General features: G+C 60.8%; 21 protein-coding genes. 9 read left to right on the top strand and 12 right to left on the bottom strand.

What is annotated here, in order from left to right; translation table 11 throughout:
* Window positions 1-347 precede the first annotated feature (347 nt).
* On the top strand, window positions 348-1,664 hold the full coding sequence (gene ablA, locus RBR25_RS10665; RefSeq protein ID WP_432819534.1) for a lysine 2,3-aminomutase: 1,317 nt from the start codon (window positions 348-350) through the stop codon (window positions 1,662-1,664).
* Window positions 1,654-2,496 (top strand): putative beta-lysine N-acetyltransferase, encoded by an 843-nt coding sequence (gene ablB / locus RBR25_RS10670; RefSeq protein ID WP_432819535.1) that lies wholly within the window; start codon window positions 1,654-1,656, stop codon window positions 2,494-2,496. Before ablA ends, ablB begins: the two co-directional genes overlap by 11 nt.
* Window positions 2,497-2,672: 176 nt before the next feature.
* On the opposite strand, the gene RBR25_RS10675 is transcribed toward ablB, so the two are convergent.
* The 12 genes from RBR25_RS10675 to RBR25_RS10730 all read right to left on the bottom strand — a co-directional run bounded on the left by RBR25_RS10675 (window position 2,673) and on the right by RBR25_RS10730 (window position 15,616).
* Window positions 2,673-4,775, bottom strand: a complete 2,103-nt coding sequence (locus tag RBR25_RS10675) for a methyl-accepting chemotaxis protein (RefSeq protein ID WP_432819536.1) — start codon at window positions 4,773-4,775, stop codon at window positions 2,673-2,675.
* Window positions 4,776-4,936: 161 nt separating this feature from the next.
* On the bottom strand, window positions 4,937-5,752 hold the full coding sequence (gene extS, locus RBR25_RS10680) for a selenite/tellurite reduction operon c-type cytochrome lipoprotein ExtS (protein ID WP_432819537.1): 816 nt from the start codon (window positions 5,750-5,752) through the stop codon (window positions 4,937-4,939).
* A complete protein-coding gene (gene extQ / locus RBR25_RS10685; RefSeq protein ID WP_432819538.1) occupies window positions 5,728-6,141 on the bottom strand; it encodes a selenite/tellurite reduction operon b-type cytochrome membrane protein ExtQ in 414 nt (137 codons plus the stop codon). The genes extS and extQ overlap by 25 nt, the downstream gene beginning before the upstream one ends.
* The gene (locus RBR25_RS10690) at window positions 6,138-6,773 is read right to left on the bottom strand and encodes a cytochrome b N-terminal domain-containing protein (protein WP_432819539.1); all 636 of its coding nucleotides are present in this window, start codon (window positions 6,771-6,773) and stop codon (window positions 6,138-6,140) included. Before RBR25_RS10690 ends, extQ begins: the two co-directional genes overlap by 4 nt.
* The gene (locus tag RBR25_RS10695) at window positions 6,770-7,162 is read right to left on the bottom strand and encodes a ubiquinol-cytochrome c reductase iron-sulfur subunit (RefSeq protein WP_432819540.1); all 393 of its coding nucleotides are present in this window, start codon (window positions 7,160-7,162) and stop codon (window positions 6,770-6,772) included. The genes RBR25_RS10690 and RBR25_RS10695 overlap by 4 nt, the downstream gene beginning before the upstream one ends.
* On the bottom strand, window positions 7,117-8,370 hold the full coding sequence (gene extO, locus RBR25_RS10700) for a selenite/tellurite reduction operon b-type cytochrome iron-sulfur cluster-binding subunit ExtO (RefSeq protein ID WP_432819541.1): 1,254 nt from the start codon (window positions 8,368-8,370) through the stop codon (window positions 7,117-7,119). Before extO ends, RBR25_RS10695 begins: the two co-directional genes overlap by 46 nt.
* A complete protein-coding gene (extM, locus tag RBR25_RS10705; RefSeq protein ID WP_432819542.1) occupies window positions 8,306-10,153 on the bottom strand; it encodes a selenite/tellurite reduction operon c-type cytochrome ExtM in 1,848 nt (615 codons plus the stop codon). Before extM ends, extO begins: the two co-directional genes overlap by 65 nt.
* 212 nt (window positions 10,154-10,365) lie before the next feature.
* Window positions 10,366-11,703, bottom strand: coding sequence for a multiheme c-type cytochrome (seleno)protein ExtKL (extKL, locus tag RBR25_RS10710; RefSeq protein ID WP_432819543.1), 1,338 nt, complete (start codon window positions 11,701-11,703; stop codon window positions 10,366-10,368).
* Between the two features lie 250 nt (window positions 11,704-11,953).
* Complete coding sequence (gene extJ / locus RBR25_RS10715; protein ID WP_432819544.1) at window positions 11,954-12,184, bottom strand: selenite/tellurite reduction operon protein ExtJ; 231 nt, start codon at window positions 12,182-12,184, stop codon at window positions 11,954-11,956.
* A 71-nt stretch (window positions 12,185-12,255) separates the two neighbouring features.
* Window positions 12,256-13,470, bottom strand: a complete 1,215-nt coding sequence (gene extI / locus RBR25_RS10720; RefSeq protein ID WP_432819555.1) for a selenite/tellurite reduction operon porin ExtI — start codon at window positions 13,468-13,470, stop codon at window positions 12,256-12,258.
* 48 nt (window positions 13,471-13,518) lie between these two features.
* Window positions 13,519-14,877 carry a selenite/tellurite reduction operon rhodanese-like protein ExtH gene (extH, locus tag RBR25_RS10725; protein ID WP_432819545.1) on the bottom strand — a complete coding sequence of 453 codons (1,359 nt, stop codon included), beginning with the start codon at window positions 14,875-14,877 and terminating at the stop codon, window positions 13,519-13,521.
* A gap of 475 nt (window positions 14,878-15,352) precedes the next feature.
* A complete protein-coding gene (locus tag RBR25_RS10730) occupies window positions 15,353-15,616 on the bottom strand; it encodes a hypothetical protein (RefSeq protein ID WP_432819546.1) in 264 nt (87 codons plus the stop codon).
* Between RBR25_RS10730 and RBR25_RS10735 the strand changes: the two genes are divergently transcribed.
* The 7 genes from RBR25_RS10735 to RBR25_RS10765 all read left to right on the top strand — a co-directional run bounded on the left by RBR25_RS10735 (window position 15,615) and on the right by RBR25_RS10765 (window position 24,727).
* Window positions 15,615-17,516, top strand: a complete 1,902-nt coding sequence (locus RBR25_RS10735) for an ATP-binding protein (RefSeq protein ID WP_432819547.1) — start codon at window positions 15,615-15,617, stop codon at window positions 17,514-17,516. The genes RBR25_RS10730 and RBR25_RS10735 overlap by 2 nt on opposite strands.
* 7 nt (window positions 17,517-17,523) lie before the next feature.
* The gene (locus RBR25_RS10740; RefSeq protein WP_432819548.1) at window positions 17,524-18,519 is read left to right on the top strand and encodes a GGDEF domain-containing protein; all 996 of its coding nucleotides are present in this window, start codon (window positions 17,524-17,526) and stop codon (window positions 18,517-18,519) included.
* A 14-nt stretch (window positions 18,520-18,533) separates the two neighbouring features.
* Window positions 18,534-19,580, top strand: coding sequence for a cobalamin B12-binding domain-containing protein (locus RBR25_RS10745; protein ID WP_432819549.1), 1,047 nt, complete (start codon window positions 18,534-18,536; stop codon window positions 19,578-19,580).
* A 24-nt stretch (window positions 19,581-19,604) separates the two neighbouring features.
* Window positions 19,605-21,305, top strand: a complete 1,701-nt coding sequence (locus RBR25_RS10750) for a LytS/YhcK type 5TM receptor domain-containing protein (RefSeq protein ID WP_432819550.1) — start codon at window positions 19,605-19,607, stop codon at window positions 21,303-21,305.
* A complete protein-coding gene (locus RBR25_RS10755; protein ID WP_432819551.1) occupies window positions 21,302-23,656 on the top strand; it encodes a transporter substrate-binding domain-containing protein in 2,355 nt (784 codons plus the stop codon). The genes RBR25_RS10750 and RBR25_RS10755 overlap by 4 nt, the downstream gene beginning before the upstream one ends.
* The gene (locus RBR25_RS10760; RefSeq protein ID WP_432819552.1) at window positions 23,653-24,099 is read left to right on the top strand and encodes a response regulator; all 447 of its coding nucleotides are present in this window, start codon (window positions 23,653-23,655) and stop codon (window positions 24,097-24,099) included. The genes RBR25_RS10755 and RBR25_RS10760 overlap by 4 nt, the downstream gene beginning before the upstream one ends.
* A 271-nt stretch (window positions 24,100-24,370) precedes the next feature.
* Window positions 24,371-24,727 (top strand): response regulator, encoded by a 357-nt coding sequence (locus RBR25_RS10765; protein ID WP_432819553.1) that lies wholly within the window; start codon window positions 24,371-24,373, stop codon window positions 24,725-24,727.
* The last annotated feature ends 86 nt before the right edge of the window (window positions 24,728-24,813 follow it).

Here is a 24,813-nt window from a genome sequence, read left to right on the forward strand (position 1 = left end):
TAGGGTAGCCAAGTTACAGGCAACGTCCCGCCAGGACGTTTCGACCTGAATCCGCATTCGAGCCGCCGCCGTGCCCCCCCGGCACACTTCGGGCGACGCCTCGACCTCTCCGGGCAGCGCCGGATTTCGGGAGTCCCCCGTCATCCCGGTCGCGGGTTGCCCGACCTGCTTACAATCAAACCCAGCCTGCGAGCACGCCGCCGCGTGCATCCACGTTCGTTGTCCCCGAGAAATCTCTTTCGCGCGTCGGCCTGCTTACGTTTTCAACGAAATTCCGGATCCTTCCGGAATCCTTGGCGGGGGTGTGTCCTCTCACCGCCCCCCGCCGTCAACCGAAGGAGGTCGTTTTGCCGATTTTTTCCACCAGCCAGCAACAACTTGCCGAAGCCATCGACCACAGGGGCGTCACCCTGACCAACTGGAAGGACTGGCGCTGGCAGCTGCGGCACTCCATCCAGACGATCGACCGGGTCGAGGAACTTCTCGACATCCACTTCGAGCCGGAGGAAAAAACCTGTCTCAAAGAGACCTTGCGCCGTTTTCCTTTGTCGATCACCCCTTACTATCTCTCCTTGGTCGACAGCGAAAACTTCCGCGACGACCCTGTCTTTCGCCAAGCCTTTCCTTCCCCCCGGGAACTGGAGATCGATGCCTGCGACCTGGCTGACCCCCTGGCCGAGGATCGGGACAGCCCAGCACCGGGAGTGACTCATCGTTATCCCGACCGGGTGCTGTTGCAGATCAGCAACGTCTGCGCCATGTACTGCCGGCACTGCACCCGCAAGCGCAAGGTCGGCGATGTCGATTCGATTCCCGGCAAGGAGGAGCTGCTGGCCGGTATCGACTACATCCGCAGAACTCCGGTGGTCCGCGACGTCCTCCTCTCCGGCGGCGATCCGCTCATGCTCTCGGATGAGCGGATCGACTGGATTCTCAGCGAGTTGCGGAGCATCCCCCACGTCCAGGTCGTGCGCATCGGCAGCCGCATGCCGGTGGTCCTGCCCTACCGCATCACTCCGAAGCTGGTGACGATGCTGAAAAAACATCAGCCCCTGTGGCTCAATACCCACTTCAACCATCCCCGGGAAATCACCGCCTCGTCGCGGGAGGCCCTGCGCCTGCTCGCTGATGCCGGCATCCCTCTCGGTAATCAGTCGGTGCTCTTGGCCGGGGTCAACGACTGTCCGCGCATCATGAAGTCTCTGGTGCACAAACTGGTGGAAAACCGGGTTCGTCCCTACTACCTCTACCAGTGCGACCTGTCCGAAGGGCTTTCTCATTTCCGCACTCCCATCGGCAAAGGGATCGAGATCATGGAGAGCCTGCGCGGCCACACCAGCGGCTTTGCCGTTCCCACCTATGTGGTCGATGCGCCGGGTGGCGGCGGCAAGATTCCCCTCACCCCCAACTATCTGATTTCTTTGTCGACCAACAAGGTGGTGCTGCGCAACTACGAAGGGGTGATCACCACCTATCAGGAGCCGAACAGCTACGAACCGATCTTCTGCGACCGTCAGTGCGAGGATTGCCGTCTGCATCTGAAACTGGAGGACGCCGAGGAATACCGGGCCACCGGCATCGAAATGCTGCTCGCCGATTTCGACGACACCATTTCCCTCACCCCCGAGAACACCAGCCGCATGGAGCGCCGCAATGATGACTGATCGTATCGAAACCTTCGGCCAATCGACCATCCAGCACGGCAAGCACAGTGATCGTGTCTATCTGATGAAACTGGGACGAAGCGATTTGCCCGAGTTGCTGACCCGGCTCGAAGAACTCGCTGACGAGAAAGGCTATTCGAAGATCTTCGCCAAAGTGCCCGACGACCGCCTGGAACCTTTTCAGCGCCGTGGTTACCGCCCCGAGGCGCGGGTGCCGGGCTTTTACCAAGGCGATCTTGATGCCCACTTCCTGGGCAAATACCTCTGTCCGCAACGTCGGGAAGAACCCCGTCCGGGCCGGGTGGCGGAAGTTCTGGCACTCGCTCGGAGGAAATCTTCGCTACCCGAGCCCCCCTCTCTGTCGGGAGACTACCGCTGGCGCCCCCTGAGCCCCGACGATACCGAAGCCATGGTCGCGGTCTACCGACGGGTCTTCGCCAGCTACCCCTTTCCTATCCATAACCCCGCCTATCTGGCGCGGACCATGGCGGAAAATGTCCGTTATCACGGAATATTCCGCAACGAGCGCCTAGTCGCCATCGCCTCTGCCGAACTCGACAAAAGCGGCGAAAACGCAGAAATGACCGATTTTGCCACCCTGCCGGACGAACGTGGTCAGGGTCTGGCCAACTACCTGCTGACCCGCCTGGAGGAAACCGCCGCAAACGAGGGCATCGTCACCGCCTACACCATCGCCCGGGCCTATTCCTTCGGCATGAACATCACCTTCGCCAAGCACGGCTACGCCTTCAGCGGTACCCTGACCCGCAACACCCAGATTTCCGGCGAACTGGAGAGCATGAACGTCTGGTACAAACCGCTGGCTTCCTGATAACGGCGCCGTCCTGCCGTGATGCGGTTCGCTTCGCTCACCGGCATCCTAGATTTCGCTGTGCCCCCGTAGGATCCGGTGACGCCAGAAACCGCATCTTTCACGCGCCGGAGCGCAAAAAAGCCCCTCGGGATCGAACTTCTCCCGAGGGGCTTTTTGCCGTCAATCCGCATGGATCATATTCCCCAGAGTTCGTCCTCGTCCTCTTTCGGCGGCGCATCCAGAACGATCCTGGGTTCCTCTTCCGGGGTGTTCAAAGCGTAAGCCGGACCGCCGCTGCCGGCGAGATGAAAACGTCCGAGCATCAGTTTGAGATGGGCAACCATGCTCGAGAGCTCCTCAGCCGCCGCCGCCGTCTGTTCGGCGTTGGCGGTATTCATCTGGGTCACCTGATCGATCTGGGACAGTCCCTGATTGACCTCGGAAATTCCCAGGGCCTGATCGGACGAGGCGCTGGCAATGTCACCGACAAGCTCGGAAACCTCCGTCGTCTGACTGACGATGCGGCCTAGAGCACGGGCCGTCTCCTCGGCCAGACGGGCGCCGTTTTCGGTTTTGGTGACCGTCCCCGCGATGAGGTCGGCGGTCTCCCGGGCGGCCTTGGCGCTGCGGGCGGCGAGGTTACGCACCTCCTCGGCGACCACCGCGAAGCCCTTGCCGTGTTGCCCCGCCCGGGCGGCTTCGACCGCCGCGTTCAGAGCCAGCAGGTTGGTCTGGAAGGCGATCTCGTCGATGGTCTTGATGATCCGCGAAATGTCCGCTCCGGCGCGGCGCATCTCCTCCATGGCCGCGACCATCTGCTGCATTTGGACGTTGCACTTCTGCGCCGAATCCCGGGCCTCTTCCGAATTACGATTGGCCTTGCCGGCATTCTCGGCGTTGGTCTTGGTACGATTGGCCATTTCGTTCATCGAGGCGCTGATCTCCTCTAGGGAACTGGCCTGTTCCGTCGCCCCCTGGGAAAGGGACTGACTCGAATCCGCCACCTGAGTGCTGCCCGAGGCAATCTGATCCCCCACCGCCTGCACCTGGCCGATGAGTTCGTTGAGATCGTTCCGCACCCGGCCCAGGGCATGTCGCAACGCATCGCCTTCGTCGCGGGGCTGGACCTCGAAATCGAGATCGCCGCCGGCGAGCCGCTCCAGGGGAACGACCACCTCGCTCTTCAGGCTCGCGGCAAAATTATCCATGGTCTGAGCGAGCATCCCGACCTCATCCTGCAGATCGAGATTCAGCCGCGTGTCGAGGTGTCCCTTTTCCAGCTCGCCGATCATCCCCACCACACCGGCCAAGGGCCGCTGGATGCCGAGGGCGATACGCAGCGCGAGCAGAGCACCGAGGGCCAGAGCCACGAGAACGCCCCCCCAGAGGGCGGTGGTCACCGTCTTCGCCAGGGCGAGCATGCCCGCCTTCTGGATTTTCACCGCCTCGCCGCACGCTGCGACGGTCGCTTCCGCCTGGCTCTGCATCTGCCCGATAAGGGCCTCCTGTTCCGTCAACTGCCCCACGAATTCGGCATACTTGGTGGTGAACTGGTCGAGAACGGCCTTCATGTTCTTGAGATTGGCGATGCTCTCCTCGTCATCGAGATCGGCGATGAGGGCGTCGGCGGTATCCTGTACCTCCTGCATAATCGTGCGCGAACGCTCCAGATATTTTTCGTCCCGCCTCAGGAAGAATTCCTTCTCGAACTTGCGGGAATCGTTGAAGAGGAGAAGCATGCGGTCCGTTGCCGCGACCCAGCCGTGACGTTCCGTCATCAGTTCGTCATACTGCCGAAGCTGATAATTCTCCTGATGGTCGCGCAGATCCTCGACCGCCGCCAACTGATCCTCCCGCACCCGGGTCAGGGCTTGCAGGGCCACGTTGGAACTGGTTTTCATCTCCTCCATGGCGGCGCTTTTCAGCGCTTCGGACCGGACATCGCGGTCGAACTCGCCGCGGTAGTAGGCGGCGGCCATGCGCACCTTGCCCATCTCCCCCCTGACCTGGTCCGCCGCCGGCAACTGCTCGATCTCCCCAGCCAGGGCGGTCATTTCACCCAGGCGCTTGCGCACCAGCTCGGCCTGCGCCGGATTGGCGTTCAGGGCGAAACTCTTTTCCGCGCCCTGGGCCTCTTGCAGCAGGTTGAGCATGGCCGTGACCTTCTGCGAAACCTCGACCCGGCCGATGATTTTCTTCATACCCCCGTAGCCGACCAGCCCCACCACCAGGGTAAGAACCAGCAAAACGCCAAAAGCCATCATCAGCTTGGGTGCGATTTTCATGCGCTTGAACATGATGCCTCCTTACGGGTGGAATAACTGCAGCCCCCTCATCGAGATATTCCGCGCACGGTTCACCTCCGGACCACATGGTATTTTAAAACAATATTAGTAGCAATTTGCGGCACCTCGCTCATGTTCATTGAGAACGCTTTACGAAATAACCGGGGGGAAATTCAGCGGGAGGCGTTTTCCGCCGGGATGAGGCTGACATCTTCAGCGATCACTTCCAGCAGCTGACGATAGTCCTCTTCCTTGAGCGGCACCGGGGCCATTCGCGTCAAAGGCCGGGTTTGGCGGGGATTATCCAGATATTTCTTGAGGTTGTCGCGGTTGAAGGGTTCGTCTTCACGATATTTGACGGGAAAGAAGGGGGTCAGCAGACCGGAGAGATTCGGGGCGTTGTCCGTCTCTCCCAGCCCGCCGGCGGCGGCGGTCAGCACGCGATGGCAGGCTCCGCAATGCTTGACGAAAAAATTTTCTCCGGCTTCCTCACCCCTTTCGAAATGGACGATGCGCGGGAGTTCGTCCTCCGCCATTTCCCGGCATGCGGCGGCGTACAGCGCATTGACCACTTCGTCGAGGAGCGCATCGGGCCAGTGGAAATCGGGCATGAAGAGAACGGGACGGCGAATCGCTTCGACCAGCTCCCCGGGAGCGCTCTCGCTCACGCTTTGATCGAGATCGGTGGCGAGACGATTGCCGCGTCCGCCGATGATGTGGCAGCGGCGACAGCCGGTCTCGTCAATGCGCTTGCCGCCACGCTCAACCAAAATGCTGCCCGGCCGTCGAAAATGCGCATAACGCCCCGAAATAAGGCCGAAATGGGCAATCTCTAGACGGCTTGAGCGGGGGTCGCCGCGATGGCAATCCAGGCAGCCGCCCAGCTCGGCATAGTGGACGGCGTGGCAGGAGAGGCAGCGCGGTTCGGCGGCGAGGGCTGCGCCGGGCAGCAGCCAGAGACATATCAGAAGGGCCAGATGAGCGACCAATTCTCCCCCCGAAAAACCAGGGCCACCAACGTCAGGGCCAGGATTGTCAAAAAGGCCAGAAGCGTCAAAACATTAACCAGCCGTTGCTCGCGGGGAAACCAGCGGGCGCGCCGAGCTGCGGGCAAGCCCGGCAGCCAGGGAAGGAGGGCGTAACCGACGGCCAGGGCGACGATCAGGTAAACCCAGGCGTTGCCGTAGCTTACCAGTTCCTGCATCCAGAGCAGAAACCACGCCGATTTCGAAGGATTGGGCACCCGCCCGAGGTCGGCGGCCTCCTCCAGCGGCGCCGGCAGCAGCGCCGCCAAGAGGAGCACGGTCACCGTCCCGAGGGCGAAAGCCCACTTGATCAGGCGAAAAAAATGGGGAGAACTCTTGAGATACTCGCTCATAGGTAGGGCAGAATCCCCTTGTCCCGGCGAATCCGGTAGAAATGGAGAGCGATCAGCACCCCCATGGTCAGCGGAAGCACGACGATGTGCAGGGCATAAAAACGCAGCAGCGACAGGCTCCCGCCGATACCGTCGGGAAGCAGGAACACCTTGGCCAGAGAGCCGCCGGGAATCGTGCCGAGGAGTTCCATCCCGGTCTGGGTCGCCCACAGGGCAAGCTGGTCCATGGGCAGCAGATAGCCGGTGTAGCCGTCGAAGAGGGCCAGACAGAGCAGGGCGAAACCGATCAGCCAGTTGAGCTGGCGCGGCGGCCGGTAGGCGCCGGTCAGGATCACTCGCAGGGTATGCAGAAAAAGGAGGATCAGAAAGAGGTGCGAGGCCATGCGATGGAGGGAGCGCAGGTACTTCCCGCCCGGCACCTGCTCCTCCAGAAAGAGGATCGAGGTGAACGCCCCCGCCGCCGTCGGCTGGTAATAGAAAAGGAGCAAAAGGCCGCTGACGACCAGCAGCAGAAAGACGGTCAGGGCCAGGCCGCCAAGACAGAAGGTGTAGCTCAGGCGCAGGTTTTCCTTCCGCACCACCCGGGGGAAGAGATGGGCGACAAACTCGCCGGCAAGCCCCCGTTTCTTCATCCTCTCACCACCCAGCGTTCCCCTTCGATCCGCACTTCCAGCCGGCGCAAGGGGAGCTGTGCCGGTCCTTGCAGCACCGCGCCCCGGCGGTCGAAACGGCTGCCGTGGCAGGGACAAACCAGCTCCGTCGGCGTCACCGTTACCGTGCAGCCGAGATGGGTGCAGGTCAAATCGAGGGCATAGAACTCCTCCGCCTCCCGCACCAGCGCCACCCGCGCCTGGCGGTAGACCAGAGCGCCGTGGGGAGGCACTTCCCGTCGGGGCACATCGAGCCGGGCCGGCGCCTGCGGCAGGCGCGGCCGGAAGAAGCGCGCCAAGAGGCCCAGTCCGCCAAGACCGAGGATCAGGGAGATGAGGAATTTTCGACGCTTTCGACCAGTTGCTTCCATTTTTCCAAGTATGCCTTCACATAGGTTGCATCGCGGCGACTCAGCCGCTGATAACGCGCCTCGTCGACAAAGGCGCCGTTGACCACTTGCTGCCCCGCCTGGTTCCAGAAAGAGACCAGCCCGAGGCCGTCCTGATCGGGCAGATAGACCCGGTCCTCGGGCTTTTCCAGCAGAAACCGCGCCGGCCGGTCGTGACAGGCGTCGCACAGGGGCGCGCCGCGCTGCACGGTATGCGGGAAGAAGGCCTTCCACTCGGCGGCCAATCGGCGGTTTTCTTCCCTCTTCGCCGTCTCGCCGGCGATTTCGCTGAAATAGGCAAGAAACTGGGGACGGATGGGGCTGACCAGCCCCCGTTCGTTAAGCCCCAGGGGAGGCAGATCCTGCAAGCGCAGATAGGCGCTGCGCAGGTAGTCTGGGGCGGTCTGGTCCCGACGCAGGCGGAAATAGTCGGGGATGACCCCATCGCTGAAACGAATGAAGAAGGTGCCGTACTCCTGAGCCGCCCAGGCGCTGTGACAGGCGTAGCACTCCAGCTTTTCAAGATGGGCAGCGATGCCGTGCTCGATGATCGTCGGGTCCGGCTCGTGGCAGTCGCGGCAGCCCTGGTCCGCCCGCTGGCCGGCGGCCAGACCAGCCATGCCGTGGCAGTCGCCGCAGACCATCCCGGCCTCGGCGTGAACATCGGGGCTCATCTTCAGATAGTGTTCACCGCCGAAACCCGACCCCCGCTGGTAACGCTCGGCATCTTCCCGGGGAGCATGACCGTAGTAATCGGCCCCGACGTAGTAGCCGCGATGGCAGACGTGGCAGTCCTCCTTTTCCGGCCGGGCGATGGCATGACCGGCAAAGCCGTGGCAATCGAGACAGTCGCGCACATGGCAGGAAGCGCAGTTCTTGTCGTAAAAATCCCCATCGGCCCGTCCCCAGGAGCGCGCGACGAACGCCCGCTCGGCTTGGCGCGTCGCCATGGGACCGTGCAACACGCCGAGGGTTTCCTCATGGCACTGTTGACAGCGCAGGGCCATCCCCAGGGAGTCCAGCTCGGCGGCGCGCTGCTCGGGGCCGCCGCCGTGACAGTCGGCGCAGGCCAGCAGGGCATGGGCCCCCCCGGAGGACTCCCGGTGGCAGAGCCCGCAGGATTCCTCAGCGGCCGGCGCCGGCGGAGCGCTCAGCAGGAGCAGGGCGAGAAAGGCAACGATCAAGGACACGATAATCGAGTTCCTTCTGATAGATGGGATCTTTTGGCTCAAAATGGCAGACCAGGCACTGGTTGACCGCCCAGGTTCGGCGGATCTCCTCGCCGTTAAGCGGCCGGGAATTTTCCCGGGTGATGGCCGAGAAGGCCCGCACCTCGCCAGCGCGCAGGGTGAGAAAGCCGTCCAGGGGTTTGTCGGCGGAGCGTTCACAGAGCAGCGTAGCGCGCAGCGAATCCCCCTCCAGCACATGCTGGCCGAAACCGGCGAAAGCAGGATTGGTGTGGCAGTCGGCGCAACTCACCGCCTTCTTCCCGGTGTTGTGGCCGAAGAAAGGGGCGAAGCGCAACTGCTCCTTGCCGTTGAACCTGGCGACGTACTCGTCCTTCACCCGTTCACCGCGCCGGTCGATGACCGTCACGAAGGTCTGGCAGCCGGGAGTCACCGGGGAGATCTTCCCACGCTGGTTGAGGGCCAGGGGGAAGGGGTAGAGCATGCGGTAATCCTCCGACTCATCGAAAGTGCCCGGGGTTTCCCGCCGCTTGATAAAATCCATGGATTTGGCGCGCTGGTCATATTCGGTGTGGCAGCCGTAACATTGGGCGACGCTGTGGGAATGACAGGCGTAACACTCCAAACGCTCGTGGCCGACGATGGTATGCTCCGGGGTGCCGGTGATGACCTTGCTCTCGTGACGCTGGCCGTCGCGCTTGTCCACCACCCAGATTTTACCGTCCTCGACAAAGACGTTGGAATACTTGCGCCCCTTGGCAGTGAGCACCAGCTCGTCGCCGAGGAGAACCTGACGTTTGTACGAACGGGACTCACGCACCGCCTCGTCGTTTTCCCGCGTCACCTTCTCAGTGCGAGGACGCTCCTTGGCGCCGCCGTGACAGTCCTCACAGGCGATCTCGGTCTGCAGGTACATATTTTCGTAGGCGTAGCCGTCCCCCATGATATCGCGCGAGGTGTGGCAGTCGATGCACTCCATACCCTTTTCGTGGTGGATATCGGGGGGGATGGAGGTGGCGTTGCGCACGCCACTGATCAGCTTCGGGCCGGGATATGCGCCGTCGGTGGGAACCAGACCGTTGTTGCCGTCGTTCATACCCTGATAGGCCAAAGCGATGCGCCCACTGCGGTTGTGGCAGCGGAAACAGACCTCGTTCTCGGGCAGGGCGGCTATGGCGTGGGTCTTGGAATAGGGCCACTTGCCGCTCACCGTCGGATCGCCCCCCTCGTAGGTGCCGTTGTTGTTGTAGGGGAAGTGGCAGGCGGTGCAGCCGGCACCGTGGCTGGCAGTCCAGGCCTGGTTCGATTCAAGGGCAACGTGACAGAGGGAGCAGAACTTGCGGTAAAGCTCCCCGGAAAGATGGTCAAGGGCGGTCACCGGCGCCAGCTTCAACGCCGTGCCGTCGGCGGCAAAGGTCTCCAGACCTTGGGCAGCGTAGAGTTTGCCGTCCACTCCTTCCCAGGTGAGTTGGATGTTCTTGATCATGCCGGTGGCGGTGGTCATGAGATTTGCGCGCACCCGGCTCAGCTGATAGGCGTGACAACGGCCACAGGTCTTGTCCCAGACCTGGGGATGGCCGGGATTCTTCTTGCCGAACATCCCGCGATGGGACACCTCCTTGTCCGCCGCCGTCGCGTCGCCGCCGTGACAGGCCACGCAATCGCCGTGGGTCGGCGACGCCAACTCCAGCCCCTGGTGACATTTGACACAGGTTGAGGTTTCGGTTTCGAAAAACCCACACCCGGCAAGAAGAAGGAAAGATAAGAAAAGCGGCGTAAAACGCATGAAAACCGTTGGCAAATAATGATTTGGCGTAAGGGCGTGGCAAGGCACCGCCTTGCCGCGATCAACAACAAAGCCCCAAACGAAACCGGGCTTTTCATCCTCGCCATACTAGCGGACTTGTTCCCTTTGCCGCCAGTAAAAAAGGCCGGCGGAACCCTGTGAGAGGGGTCCACCGGCCATGCATAAAGCCAGATCAGGAGTCGGAAATCTCTCTACAGCTTGACCTCGACGGTTTCGCTGTACTCTTTCCAGAGGAAAGGATCGCTCTCACGGGTGCCGAAAGGCAGATACCAGAGTTCCACCTTGAGATCGACCTTGGAACTGGTGATATCTTCATCGTCAGGCAGCATGATCTCGAAATGTTCGTGGGTTTTCTTGCCGGGATGGAGAGCCGTATCGGCAACAATGCCACTCTTTTCGTAAGGACCACGACCCATTTTGTTGGTACGGGCAAACTGCTGAGGAACGGGCATGTACAAACGCTCTTCGTTGAAAACTTCGTCGCCTTCTTCATCTGTTGCAATGACCGACAGAACCAGTCGGTTGGGGGTCGGTCAGCCATCAGGGATGCCATGACCCGCTCTGTTGGTCATGGAGATATCAACCATCAATTTCGGACGAGGAACCGGACCGTCGAGCCAAACCATCGGCCGGGTATGGACATCCCATTCAATCGCCTTGTCGGACATCACCTTAGAGCGGTAGCTCTGCATGTCATGCCCCAGGCCGCTTTCGCGCATGTGACATTCCTGACAGGTCTTGTCGCCTCCACCGGCAAGGTACGACCAGAGGTAGCTGCCGTAACCGGTGGCGCATTGGGTCGGGTTATCCAGTTCAAGCTGGGGTCCGAGTCCGTGACACTGACCGCACTGGATGGACTCGCCCATGATGTGGCTGGTTTTCATGATCGGAGTATCGGGATCGTCGTGAGCGCCGTCATTGAAACCGTAAACCACGCCGGCCTGAGGATAACCGTCGGTCCACTTATGAACGACGGCGTTACGGTTGTGGCAGACCATGCAGTTGATGTTGAGCTTGAGCAGCAGGTCTTTTTTCTCCTGGAAGGTCTCGGAGTCTCCTCTTTTGTTGGCGTCCATCAGGTCATAGATGGTCTTGACAAATTCCTTGGCGACATCGTCGGTGGCATCGGCCATCTGTGGCAGATGACACTTGGTGCAGCCCAGCAAGTGTTCGACTTCGACGTCGCTGGGATCCGTCACGCCCGAGTAGGCCCATGAGAGAAAGCCGTTGGTGAAGGCGGTCTTGAAGGTCGCGGCAACCCGGCCGGTGCCGTAGACCGAACGGGAATGGGCGGAATTGGCCCACTCATTGTGAGCTTCCTCGTGACACTCGATACACGAGGAGGAATCGTACATGGCGATCAGTTCTTCAAGGGTCGTGGCCTTACCCTTTTTGGCGACAATCGTACCGTCCTTGCCGATACCGGCGGCCTGCGCCGGATCGAGAGCACCGCTGAAAAGAATCAGCGAAAACCCCGCCAAAACCGTCGCCGCGATAGAAAAAACATTCGATGTTTTCTTCGTCGGCATGATGTTTAAGTCCTCTCCTATCTCCCGTTTTGCCGTGAAGGGTGAGGGCGTAGAAAACGGCAGCCCTCGTCTAACCCATAAACGACATTTTGATGACCACAGAGATCAGAGGACACGGAGCAATCCAACAGCTTGTCTTTCAAGCGAAAGCTTACCCCTTTTTTCCTCTGTGCTCTCTATGGTGAAACACTCTCCAGATTAAAAAGATGGGGCCGGCGACGGGCGCCGGCCCCGGGGTCAAACAGGCTGATTAGCAGCCTTGCAACATGTCGTTGCCTTTTTTCGGAGCTTTTTCAGCTTTGACGTCAAGTTTCACGTCGGCGCCGACGGCGATGTCGGCGGCTTTGCCTTTTTCCACTTCCACGGTGACAACGTTGCCGTCAACGGCGGTTACTTTGCCTTTGATATCCTTGGCAAGGGCCAGACCGGAAACGGAAACAACCATCATCATGGCAGCGGCCAGAACAACAAGCTTCTTCATGATACGTACTCCTCTCGTTACAGGGTTGATGTCCACCGGCTCAACCGCGAGCCGGAAGTTGTGAAGCTAAATTAGAAAATAACCTGCATTTGCGCGGTGAAGGTGGTGAAGTCCTCGGTCAGTTCGGTCGAGCCAAGGCCGAACCCTTCCTTGTCGAAATCCGCCTGGCTGAGTTCCATGGTCAGCTTGAGATCCTGGCCGCGGAAGTAGTAGTTGAAACCGCCGCCGTACCAATCGACTTCCTGATCATAGAAGCCGTTGTAGCAGGCGAGGGACCAGCTTTCGCTGCGGGCGAAAAATTGCAAGGGCAGATTGGGCAGCATGTAGCCGATCTTCACATAGCCACCGTTCTTTTCACCGTTCATGTTGATGACATTACCATCGACATCCGCCAAGGCCACTTCACGATAGTCGGAAGCATCATCCAGGTCGTAATCGACATAGGCGCCGGAAACGGTGAAAGTACCCACGCCGTCAACCGGATACTCGAAGAAAAGATCGACGGTCCAAGCTTCGTAGTCTACCGGATCACTCGCCAGAGTTGCGTTCCTGTAAGCCACGTCTTTTTCCATCTGGTAGGCGCCACCGATGGTCAGCACCTTCTTCTCGCCGAGATAGGTACCTTTGTAGCCAAAACGGCTCTCGGGATCAAGAAGGGTGATATGAGCACGAGCGCCGTAGCGGAAGGCCGAGTCGGGAGCCGAGGCGGAATCATTACGGCCGTTCATGGCATCGAGGCGATACTGGAATTTCTGGTCGAATAGGTTACCCCACAGGGTCACACCCTTGTCACGGGTTCCTTCGTCAACCAGCGGCGCACGAATGAGAAGCGAGCGGTCGAGGGTCAGCGGCATTTCGCAAGCTTCGAGGTTTTCACGGGTGAAGCTGTACTTGTACTTGCCGAGCCAGAAGTTGACAGCGTCGTTGTACTTGAAGCGCATGACCGCATCGAGTACATGGAAGTCTTCATTATCGCCATCGGTTACGTTGAAACCGCTTATATTGTTATCTTCGTTAAACTCGGTATTTACATACAGGCTGAAATGCTTTCCGTAGGCGCCCATCAGAGCTATACGGTTACGGCGGAAGTTGAACTCGCTGACGCTTTCGTCATCGTCGGTACCGCCACCAGTATCCCGGTGATTGAGCTGGAATTGCCCGACATATTGAAGCTTAAGGGCACCCTGATCCTCGGGGCCGAAGGTCCAAGTCGGCCCGGCGAACGCCGGGGTCGCCAACAGGACCGTACCTACGCAGGCGGTCAGTAATTTACGGAATTCCACGATAGTCACTCCTTTGCAGAGAAGTTAATTAATCAGATCAAGCCGGCAAAATCAGCAACCGCCGCCGCCACCGCCGCCGGTGCTGCTAGCCGGACCGGTGGGTGCTGCCTCGAAATATTCGCGGTCTTCAATTTCAATGTTGTTGGCGCCGGCATCATAGGGACTGGCGGCATCAGGAATGGCTACCCGAGCCGGCTCAACCAGCTTACCCGCATCAGCATTATACAGCACAACGTCCATCAATTCGGCAACATCCGTGGCCCAAATGGAACCGGCGGGAAGCAGACCACCCTTGGCAGTTTGATCCGACAGGCTCCCCCACTGGCTCCAAGAACCGTCATAAACCATGGCATCCCAGCCGAGAATGGCGTCGACGGCCAGGAAACCGGCGGAGGCGATCATCGCGGTCCGGCACATGGTGATAAGCTTCTTGGAATTATCGATGCCGGCGGCGGCAAATTCCGCGGTCAGAACATCGGGGGTCACGAAACGTTTGTCGTCAGCGGTTCCGGTAACACGGTCAGGGTTGACCAATTTGCTCCAGGAATAATACTTGCCGCCCTTCATCGTTCCTTCGAAAACAACAAAATCCGCTTCGGCAGTTCCATCCCCATCACGATCATCAGCAAAAACACCGGCTGTTGCTGCGGGCATAGCATCGCCGCGGAAATCAACCACCTGCATGGTCTGATTTTCGATGGCCGCGATCACCTCGGACAAACCACCGCGCAGGTCATCACGGAACTGGGGCAATTCACAGACGCTGAAGTCCGAGCGCGAGACAGCCGGGGCATCGGCGGTGAGAGCAAACCCCGCGTCGGTCCAGGCGCTGTCGAAGCCGTCAAGTATCTTGATGCGGTCCTTGGGGAAGCCCCAGTAACGCAGCAGGAAATAAGCACGGCCAACCTGATAGGTCGCCTGTCCCGTGTGCGCAGTCAGAACAATGGTGGTAGTTCCGTCAATGGCATGCTTTTGCAGCATTTCATCCATGGCGGCACCGGTCAGTACCATGTTGACGGTTTCCACCGGCCCTTCAATGCGGTTCATTACGTGCTCGCCGGTTGCCCAGAGCTGGGCCCCAGGAATATGCCCGGCAGCGTATTTTGCCGTATCGGAAACGCTCAGAAGAACCACTCGTTCCGACCCTAACGGCCTGTTGACCAAGCCCTGATCGATCCAATTTTTAATAATGGTCGCATCGATCAAAACATTCTGGGTATGGCCAGCGAGCGGCTGAGTCGTCGTCAGCTGAGGTCCGATATAGGCGGAATCATCGGGGGTTTGATTGACTTCCGGCGCCTCATAATCCGACCCGCCACCGCCGCTACAACCGCCCAGCAGCAGAGCCGACGCCGCAAAGGCCAGCAGCGCATACCTGAGACTCTTCATTTCCGAAAAAATCCTCTTCATGCTCTCTCCTTGCTCCTTGTGAATGAATGTAGCGTTACGTCCCCTGGAAATGCCGTCCGATCAAATCACAATCGGGGTACGGCATTTCACCTCCCCTAATCTCGTCTTTTCGCCTTTCCGCCCATCAACCACCTCCCTTGACTGTATTAAATCAAACCGGCAGACTTCAGACAAACCCAGTCTAGCAGCGTTTTTATAAGTGACCAGAAAACAGGAAGGGATTTTTACCCTCTTGCGCATCCGGGCGACAGTGCCTTAATCCAAGCAAGGAGCATGCCTGATGAAGAACGTTTCTTAGCCATTTTGCCCGAACCCCAAGGCCGCAAAACCCGCGCCCAACGCGGTTCGATTTGAGGAAAACAACGAAAAAACGGTATCTTGCTGGATGATTCGGAAGGAATAAAAAACGTCCAGCGGGCACCTAATAGAAGAGTAAAAATGTCACCAAAAGCTTCGTTTTTCTTTCAAAACAGACTCACATCGGAATATCGCGATTTTGACATAGTTTACTTTTTGTGGTTTTTCCCTGCCAAATGACGGAAAGCGGCTGGGCGTTTTCACCGATCAATCTATTTTTAACCATATCAAACCAATATCCGTTCAGTTTCCGTGTGGACAAATTTTGGCAAGGAATGGATTGCGAATATCGTGAAGAACGACGAAGATAAAAAGGACACATCCCGCCCACGCGAACCTGTCGGACGGCATGACGGAAATCGGAAAAGGAGCCAGAAATCATGACCGAACCTTCTCCAGAAACGGCAGCCCCGGCCCCGGATGCACAGGCATCCGGAGCCGGTCCGTCGGCCATCTCCTTTCACCTGATCACCTTCTGCTGGACCCTGCTCATTCTCCTGCTCGCCGGCTGGGACTACTATCAGGTCCGCCAGTCGGCGCTGGACAACGCCCGCACCGCCGCCCGCCACAGTTACGCCAAGGATCTCACCTTCCGCAAGTGGGCGACCGGCCACGGCGGCGTCTATGCCCCGGTCACTCCGGCCAATCCGCCCAACGCCAATCTTGCCCATATCCCCGAACGGGACATCCAAACCCCCTCGGGTCGCCCCCTGACCCTAATCAACCCCGCCACCATACTGCGCCAGGTGCATCAGCTGGCCGACGAGACCTTCGGCACCCGCGCCCATATCACCAGCTTGCGGCCCATCCGTCCGGCCAATGCCCCGGACCCCTGGGAAGTCGCCGCTCTCCAGGCCTTCGAGCGGGGAGAAAACGAGCGTTCGGAGCTGCAAAGCATCGACGGCGAACCCTACCTGCGACTGATGCGGCCGTTTGTTGTCGACACCGGCTGCCTCAAGTGCCATGCCGCCCAAGGATATCAGATGGGCAACATCCGCGGCGGCATCAGCATTGCCATCCCCTGGGCACCCTATCGAGCCCATTTGCGCTCCTATCTGCTGCACCATAGTCTCGGCTATGGCGGTCTCTGGTCCCTGGGGATGCTCGGCCTCGGCGCCAGCCGCCGGCGCCTGCAAAACCATCTGCGGGAACGGGACCGCGCCGAGGCGCTGTTACGCGAAGAACGGCAACGGCTCACCGGCATCATCGAAGGAACCCGGGTCGGCACCTGGGAATGGAACGTCCAGACCGGCGAGACGATCTTTAACGAAACCTGGGCGGAAATGATCGGCTATCATCTTGATGAACTACGCCCCCTGAGCTTCAAGGTCTGGGAGCGCCTCGTCCAGCCCGACGACCTGCTCCGGTCACGCGAGCTGCTGGAGCGGCACTTCTCGGGCGAGTTCCCCTATTATGACGGCGAGTACCGCATGCGCCACAAGGACGGACACTGGGTCTGGGTGCATGATCGCGGGCGTCTCCTGAACCGCGACGCCAAAAACAGGCCGCTGATGATGTTCGGCACCCATACCGACATCAGCGCCCGCAAGGAGGCGGAAGAGGCCCTGCGCCAGAAGGCCCAGGAACTGGAAGAGCGCGGTGCCGAACTGGAGCGCTTCAATTACACCGTCTCCCACGACCTGAAGAGCCCGCTGGTCACGGTCAAATCCTTTCTCGGTTTTCTTGAACAGGATATCGCCGGCCGCGACGCCGAACGCATCCCAGGCGATATCGAGCACATGCGGACGGCAACGGAGAAGATGGGACGGCTGCTCGACGAACTGCTGGAGATGTCCCGCATTGGGCGGGTCGTCAACCCCCCGGAAAAGTTCTCCTTCAAAGAGCTTCTTGAGGAGGTGCTGGCGCTGATGGCCGGGCCCCTGGCCGAGCGGGGCGTCGCCGTTGCGACCGATGACAAGGATCCGCTTTTGCGCGGCGACCGTCCGCGCCTGCTGGAGATCTGGCAGAACCTGCTCGAAAACGCTGTCAAGTACATGGGCGACCAAGGCGCTCCGCGCATCGAGCTGGGCATGGAGGAAGCGGACGGGGAGAGCGTTTTCTTCGTGCGCGACAACGGCCAGGGAATCGATCCCCGCTACCACGAGAAAATTTTCGGACTTTTCGAGAAACTCGACCCGAAGAGCGAAGGCAGCGGCCTGGGTCTTGCAGTGGTCAAGCGGATTGTCGAACTTTACGGCGGCCGCATCTGGGTCGAATCGCCAAGGCCGGGGCAGGGTTGCTGCTTCCGCTTCACCCTCCCCGGCGCGCTGCCGCAACGCTGACCCCCTTATGGACCAAGCCGCGATGGACGCCAAGAACTTCCCACCGGACAATCTGGCTGATTTTCTTCTCGGCAGCGACCTGCTTTTCTGCGTACTGCTTGACGCGGGAGGGATAATCCGCGCCCACAGTCCCGGGGTGCCGCGGCTGCTGCACCTGAGCGGCGACGTTTGCCTGAACCGGCCGTTTGTCGCTCATCTGGCCGAAAACGACGCCGAGCCATTCCGGCGGCGGCTCACGGAAACCGGAAGGGAGGGCAGCGACGAGTTTCTGCTCAACCTGCACAGCCCCATCCAGGGGCCAAGCACCCTGCGCTGCCGGCTCTTCCCCCACCCCCGGGGCATCCTCTTCGTCGGCGAAAGCCCCATCGCCAAAGCCGACGTCCTGACCGAGGAACTCATGCAGCTGAACAACCGGCTGGCCGTGCTGAGCCGGGAAAACACTCGCAAGAACCGGGAACTGGAAGAACGCAACCGGCAGTTGCAGGAAGCAAACCGCACCATTGAGGAACTCGCCCGTAAAGATCCCCTGACCGGCGCCGCCAACCTCCGTAAATTCAATGAAGTGTTGAACTTCGAAGCGGAGCGGGGAGCACGCCTGGAAACACCCTTGGTTATGATCATGCTCGATCTCGACCACTTCAAGCAGGTCAACGATCTTTACGGGCATGATGCCGGCGATAAGGTTCTGATCGCTGTGACCGCTTTTCTTATGAAGGGGGTGCGCCCTTACGACCTCGTCGCCCGTATCGGCGGCGAGGAGATTGCTCTGCTACTGCCTGAAACCGATCTGGATAAGGGGGTCGAGGCCGCCGAGCGACTGCGGCGTGAACTGGCGGAACTGGTCATCGACGGCTACCCGGAACGGATTACCGCCAGCTTCGGCGTTGCCCTGCTGCCACCGGGAGAGAATCCCGGCCGGCTCATGACCCGCGCCGACGCCGCTCTCTATCGCGCCAAAGAACAGGGACGCAACCGGGTCGAGCGGGAAACCGCCCCGGCCTGACCACAGGAGCCTGTATGAACGAACCGTCCTTCGCCCTCCGCCGGGAACTGACCGCCCGACTCCGCGAAAATCGACAAGGCATTGCCGAACGGGTCGCCAAAGCCTTCTCTCGTCGCCCCAGCGACGACCATGCCCACCTCGACGGCGAGGAGATCGCCGCTCATCTCGACTTTCTCGCCGGAGCCGTCGAAGGGGGGACGGTCTCCGCCTTTGCCGATTACGCGCGCTGGACCGCTCGGGTAGCGCAGGCCCGAAACATCCCCCCCGCTTTCGTCGCGGAGAGTTTCCGCCGGATCGAGGAGGCACTGGGCGGAACGCTGGCGCCGGAATTCCGTCCCGTTGTCAGCCCCTTCCTCGCCGCCGGCCGCGCGGCCGCCCTGGCCGGCGACGAGCCCGCCGGGGAAGCCGAAGAGGAAGATCCTCTGGCCCTCCACCGCCGGATCTTTCTCCAGGCGATCCTCGCCGGGCGGCGCGATGCCGCCGTCAACGTTGTCCTCGAAGCCCTGGACAACGGCCACGACCTCCGCGATCTCTATGTGGAGATTTTCCAGAAAGCACTCTACGAAGTGGGACGCCTCTGGGAAGCCAACCGCATCACCGTCGCCGACGAACACCTGGCCACCGCCGTCACCCAGTACGTGGTCGCCCGGGCCTACGAACGGCTGCCGACGGCGGAAACTCATCGGGGACGGGCGATCATCACCGGCGTCCAGGGGGAACTGCATCAGGTCGGGGCCAACATGGTGGCCGATCTGCTGGAGGCGGACGGCTGGGACGTGCGTTTCCTCGGGACCGACATGCCCGCCGGCGACATTCTCACAATGACTCGCGATCACCAGGCAGAACTCCTCGGCATCTCGGCCACCATGCTCTTCAACCTGCCCCAGGTCATCGCCCTGGTGGAACGGCTTCGCGCCGAACTCGGCACCGCCGCGCCGCGAATCATCCTCGGCGGCGGCGCCTTCCGCCTGCTCCCCGAACTCCCCGCCGAACTCAAGGTCGACGCCGTCGCCACCGAGTTGCGACAGGGAGTGGAACTGGCAAGAAGTCTGCAACAGTAAACATCCCACCCCCACGGACCCCGCATGCTTTCGATCTTCATCGAACTGATCTACAACCTGGCCCTGCTGATCGCCTTAAGCACCGTCTCGGGCTTCATCGGCGACCGTTTTCCCGGCCGCCGGGGGGCGCTGCTGCAAGGACTGCTCTTCGGTGCGGTAGCGGTGATCGGCATGCTCAATCCATTGATTTTCGCCCCGGGACTGATCTTCGACGGCCGCTCAGTGATGATCAGCCTCGGCGGGCTCTTCTTCGGGCCGCTGACGGCCGCCGTCAGCGCGACAATGGCCATCGCTTGCCGCATTGCCCAAGGAGGAATAGGCACCCTGACCGGGGTGTCGGTCATCCTCTCCTCGGCGCTGCTCGGCGTCTTTTTCTACCGGCGACGGCAACAGCGGACGCGGGAAATCACCAACGCATCCCTGCTGATCTTCGGCCTGGTGGTGCACGGCGCGATGCTGCTGCTCATGCTCACCCTGCCCTGGCCGCTTGCCCTCGACGTGCTCAGGCGCATCGGTCCGCCGGTGCTGCTGGTCTACCCCCTGGCCACGGTGCTGATCGGCAAGATCCTCTCCGACAATCTCGGCGGCGCCCGTTTTCTGGCGGCGCTGAAAAAGAACGAAAGCCAGCTGAAACAGGCCCAGGCCTTGGCCCATCTGGGCAGCTGGGAATTGGAGCTCCCCGACAACCGGCTCTACTGGTCCGATGAAGCCTGGCGTATTCTCGGGATGACCCCAAAGGATGGCCCCGCCGGCTACCAGCGCTTTCTCGAACGGGTGCATCCCGAGGACCGGGAAAGGGTCGACCGCACCCACCGCGAATCGCTGCGGAAAGGCCCCGACAGCTACGCCATCGAACACCGGGTGGTGCGCCCCTCCGGCGAAATCCGTCAGGTGCTGGAACGCTGCACGCACGAACGCGACGCCTCCGGTCGGGTGGTGCATTCCCTGGGGATGGTTCTCGACATCACCGAACTGAAGGCCGTCGAAGCCGATCTGCGCCGGGTTTCCGAGGAATTGGGCCGACGTAACGAGGAACTGGAACGCTTCATCTACAGCGTCAGTCACGACCTGAAGAGCCCGCTCGTCACTTTCAAGACCTTTCTCGGTTTTCTGCGCCAGGACCAGCGCACCGGCCGCCGCGAGGATGTGGAAAAGGATATGGAGTTCATGGCCGGCGCCGCCGATAAGATGGAGCAGCTGCTGGAGGACTTGCTGGAGATGTCGCGGATCGGGCGCCAGGAAAAGGCCCCGGCCCGGGTCGACCTGCGCGGCCTACTCGAAGAAGCGCTGGCGGCAGTGGCCGGACCCCTCGCCGAGCGCCGGGTGGAGATGCGAATCGAGGCGCCGGAACTGACCCTTTACGGCGACCGGCTGCGCCTGGCGCGCCTCTGGCAGAACCTTATCGACAACGCCGTCAAATATCTGGGCGAGCAGGCCGCGCCGCGCATCGAGATTGGCGTGGACGAAGCGGCCGGGGAAACGATCTTCTTCGTCCGCGACAACGGCCAGGGCATCGATCCTCACCATCAGCACAAAGTCTTTGACCTCTTCGAAAAGGTCGATCCAAAAAGCCCGGGGAGCGGCCTCGGCCTGGCCCTGGTCAAACGCATCGTCGAACTCTACCATGGCCGGATCTGGGTCGAATCAGCTGGCCCCGGCCAGGGCGCCTGCTTTCGCTTCACCCTCCCCGACGCCTTCAAAGCTCCCGAAGAAGCCCGATCATGAAGCGCCTGACCGTCCTTCTCGTCCTGCTCTGGCTTCTGTTCCTAACCATCGTGACGCACGCCCCCTACACGGCGGAAGCGGCGGAACACCCCATCCACGCAGCCAGCGAAGACAACTACCCCCCCTATTGCATTGTCAACGAAGAGGGGAAAGCCGACGGTTTTTCCGTGGAGCTGCTGCGCGCCAGCCTCAAAGCCATGGGGCACGAGGTCGATTTCCTGATCGGTCCCTGGGACGAGGTCAAAGGGATGCTCGCCACGGGGACGATCCAGGTTCTGCCCCTGATGGGGCGTACCCCCGAACGGGAACCGCTCTACGACTTCACCTTCCCCTACCTGACCATGCACGGCACCATTGTCGTCCGTGCAGATGACAGCGCTATCCGCACCTTGGACGACCTCGCCGGAAAGGAGGTGGCGGTCCTGCGCGGCGACAACGCCGAGGAATTTCTGCGCCGCATCAATCTCCCGGCGACCATTGTCACCACCGAAACCTTCGAGAAGGCCCTGCGGGAACTCGCCGGAGGAGAGCACGACGCGGTCGTCATCCAGCGCCTGGTTGCCCTGCAGCTGATCAAAAAAGCGGGATTGACCAACCTGCGGATGATTGAAGAACCCCTGCGCGACTTCGAGCAGTCCTTCTGTTTCGCCGTGCGCGAAGGGGATAAAAGGCTCCTCGAAGTGCTCAACGAAGGCCTTTCCCTGGTCATTGCCGACGGCACCTACCGGCGCCTGCACACCAAATGGTTCGGCCCCATTGAGGCCGGTCAGCAGCGTCGGGCGCGCATCGTCGTCGGCGGCGACCACGACTATCCCCCCTATGAATTTCTCAACGAAAACGGTGAGCCGACCGGCTACAACGTCGAACTGACCCGGGCTATCGCCCACCAGTTGGGACTGGAGGTCAGCTTTCGCCTCGACACCTGGGAGCGGGTGCGCGCCGCCCTCAAAGAGGGGCATATCGACCTGGTGCAAGGCATGTTCTATTCGCCGAAACGGAACGAGGAGTTCGAGTTCTCCCCAGCGCATACGGTGGTCAACCACGCCATCGTCGTTCGCGCCGACACCCCCATGCCGGGCAATCTTGCCGAGCTCTCCAGAAAGTCGATCCTGGTCATGGAGGGGGATATCATGCATGACGTGGCCAGGGAGATGGGTTACGGCAACCGGTTGCTGACGGCCCCTACCCAGGAGGAAGCCCTCCGCCGTCTCGCAGCGGGGGAAGGGGAATGCGCCTTGACGGCGAAGATTCCCGCCCTCTACTGGATCGACAAACACGGTTGGGACAACCTGCGGGTTTCCGATCATGCCGTGCGCGCCCCCGAGTATGCCTACGCCGTCCCCGACAATCAGCACCAGCTCATCACCCTCTTTTCCGAAGGTCTGGCCAATCTCAAGGCGAGCGGCGAATACCGGCAAATTTACGGCAAGTGGCTGGGCGCCTTTGAGCCGGCCGAGGCCGACTTCCGCGAGGTGCTCAAGCGCTTTCTCTGGGTTCTGGTGCCGGTGCTGGTGGTGCTGGCCGCCGCCCTGCTCTGGTCCTACACCCTGCGCAACACGGTGCGCCGCCGTACCCTCGAACTGCGCCGGGAGATCGCCGAGCGCCGGCGGCGGGAGGAGGAAATCCGCGCCAAGAATCGGGAACTCGACGAAAAGAACGCCGAACTGGAACGCTTCACCTACACCGTCTCCCACGACCTGAAGAGCCCGCTGGTTACCCTGAAAACCTTTTTCGGCTTTCTGGAAAACGATCTTCAAGCCGGCGATGCCGAGCAGATTAAAAAAGATCTCGGCTACATGCACGGCGCGGCAGACAAGATGCACAGCCTTCTTTCCGACCTGCTTGACCTCTCCCGGGTCGGCCGGATCGAGGAGACTTCCGAGACCATCGCTTTCACCGAACTGGCGGAAGCGGCCCGCGACTTGGTACTCGGTGCCATCGACCGGCACCAGGCGACCGTGCGCATCCGGCCTTACGGGGCGACCCTGCGCGGCAACCGGGCGCGCCTAGTGGAAATCTGGCAGAATCTCATCGACAATGCCGTCAAGTACCGCCACCCCGAGCGCGAACCGAAAATCGAACTCGGCGTCGAAACGACCACCGAGGGGCCGGTCTTCTTTGTCGACGATAACGGCCTGGGGATCGATCCCCGTTACCAGGAAAAGATTTTCGGCCTCTTCAACCAGCTTGATCCCAGCACACCGGGGAGTGGCCTTGGCCTGGCCCTGGTCAAACGCATCGTCGAATTGTATAAGGGGAAAATTTGGGTGGAGTCGGACGGCGAGAGCGGCAGTTGCTTCCGTTTCACCCTGCCGGCAGCCTTCCAGCAACAAGGAGAGAAAAAGTCATGAATGGTGAGCCAATTGTGATTCTGCTGGCCGAGGATGATCCGGCCCACGCCGAAATCGTCCGGCGCAATCTGGAGAACAGCCGCATCGCCAACCGTCTGATCCATGTGAGCGACGGTCAGCAAGCTCTCGACTATCTCTACCGGCGGGGATGCTATGCCGATCCGGAAGCCTCGCCGCGGCCGGGGCTCTTCCTTCTTGATCTGCGCATGCCCAAGGTCGACGGCCTAGAAGTGCTGAGTACGATCAAAGGCGACGCCGAACTGATGCGCATTCCCGTGGTGGTGCTCACCACCTCGGCGGCGGAAACGGACATGGCCCGGGCCTACGACAACCACGCCAACAGCTATCTGGTCAAGCCCGTTGATTTCGTCAAGTTCGTTGATATGATGGAAACCCTCGGCTATTACTGGCTGGCCTGGAACCGCAAGCCCTATGGCGACTGATGCCCTCTTTCCAGCGCTCAACATTCCCATCGTCGCGGACAAACCACCCTATGCCGAGAGGATTCGCCGCTCGTGCGGGGGCTCGGAGCCGCCGTTCTGATTGGAACATATGAGGGGTAAAGGAAAAACCTCAACCACTTCTCTCTCATTTGTATTTCAAGAGGGCTTTTCCTCGACAGCCATCCCTGCTACACTTGAACAGCCTTGCGCGAACGGGCGTTGCGACGCCCCTGCTGAATTTGTCCGCCTCCGCCAAAGAGAGGTTCAAGCTATGCCCGTCGACCTTGCCCAGGTTCTCGTCGTTGAAGACGACCTCGCCCATGCCGAAGCGATCACCCGGGCCTTCGCGCGGATTTTTCCCGCCGCCCGCATCTGCCGTGCCGGGAATCTGGAGGAATACCGCCGGGCCGTCGCGAGCGACCCGCCCGACGTCGTGCTGATGGACCTCAATCTGCCCGATGGCTGCGCCATCAACGTCCTTTCCGACCCGACGACACCCCCGCCCTTCCCCATTCTGATCATGACCGCCCACGGTGACGAAACCCGGGCGGTGGAAGCGCTGAAGGCGGGAGCCCTCGACTATATCGTGATGCAATCGCGAAAAAAGCTCACGCGGCTTGAGGCATGAGCCAACCAATTCGGTTGTTGCCGGGCCGAAAGGCCTCGGCAAAATGTCGTAGATATCCCCGCAGCGGTCTTAATGGCTCTTTGAAA

This window comes from Trichloromonas sp., assembly GCF_034006665.1.
Lineage (GTDB): Bacteria > Desulfobacterota > Desulfuromonadia > Desulfuromonadales > Trichloromonadaceae > Trichloromonas.

Coding starts and splice junctions, on each gene's coding strand:
- extM (WP_432819542.1), bottom strand. CDS start 10,153: ATGCGTTTTACGCCGCTTTTCTTATCTTTCCTTCTTCTTGCCGGGTGT.
- RBR25_RS10675 (WP_432819536.1), bottom strand. CDS start 4,775: ATGTTCAAGCGCATGAAAATCGCACCCAAGCTGATGATGGCTTTTGGC.
- RBR25_RS10740 (WP_432819548.1), top strand. CDS start 17,524: ATGGACCAAGCCGCGATGGACGCCAAGAACTTCCCACCGGACAATCTG.
- RBR25_RS10735 (WP_432819547.1), top strand. CDS start 15,615: ATGACCGAACCTTCTCCAGAAACGGCAGCCCCGGCCCCGGATGCACAG.
- extQ (WP_432819538.1), bottom strand. CDS start 6,141: ATGAGCGAGTATCTCAAGAGTTCTCCCCATTTTTTTCGCCTGATCAAG.
- extH (WP_432819545.1), bottom strand. CDS start 14,877: ATGAAGAGGATTTTTTCGGAAATGAAGAGTCTCAGGTATGCGCTGCTG.
- RBR25_RS10745 (WP_432819549.1), top strand. CDS start 18,534: ATGAACGAACCGTCCTTCGCCCTCCGCCGGGAACTGACCGCCCGACTC.
- extJ (WP_432819544.1), bottom strand. CDS start 12,184: ATGAAGAAGCTTGTTGTTCTGGCCGCTGCCATGATGATGGTTGTTTCC.
- RBR25_RS10755 (WP_432819551.1), top strand. CDS start 21,302: ATGAAGCGCCTGACCGTCCTTCTCGTCCTGCTCTGGCTTCTGTTCCTA.
- RBR25_RS10760 (WP_432819552.1), top strand. CDS start 23,653: ATGAATGGTGAGCCAATTGTGATTCTGCTGGCCGAGGATGATCCGGCC.
- RBR25_RS10765 (WP_432819553.1), top strand. CDS start 24,371: ATGCCCGTCGACCTTGCCCAGGTTCTCGTCGTTGAAGACGACCTCGCC.
- ablB (WP_432819535.1), top strand. CDS start 1,654: ATGATGACTGATCGTATCGAAACCTTCGGCCAATCGACCATCCAGCAC.
- RBR25_RS10730 (WP_432819546.1), bottom strand. CDS start 15,616: ATGATTTCTGGCTCCTTTTCCGATTTCCGTCATGCCGTCCGACAGGTT.
- RBR25_RS10695 (WP_432819540.1), bottom strand. CDS start 7,162: ATGGAAGCAACTGGTCGAAAGCGTCGAAAATTCCTCATCTCCCTGATC.
- RBR25_RS10690 (WP_432819539.1), bottom strand. CDS start 6,773: ATGAAGAAACGGGGGCTTGCCGGCGAGTTTGTCGCCCATCTCTTCCCC.
- RBR25_RS10750 (WP_432819550.1), top strand. CDS start 19,605: ATGCTTTCGATCTTCATCGAACTGATCTACAACCTGGCCCTGCTGATC.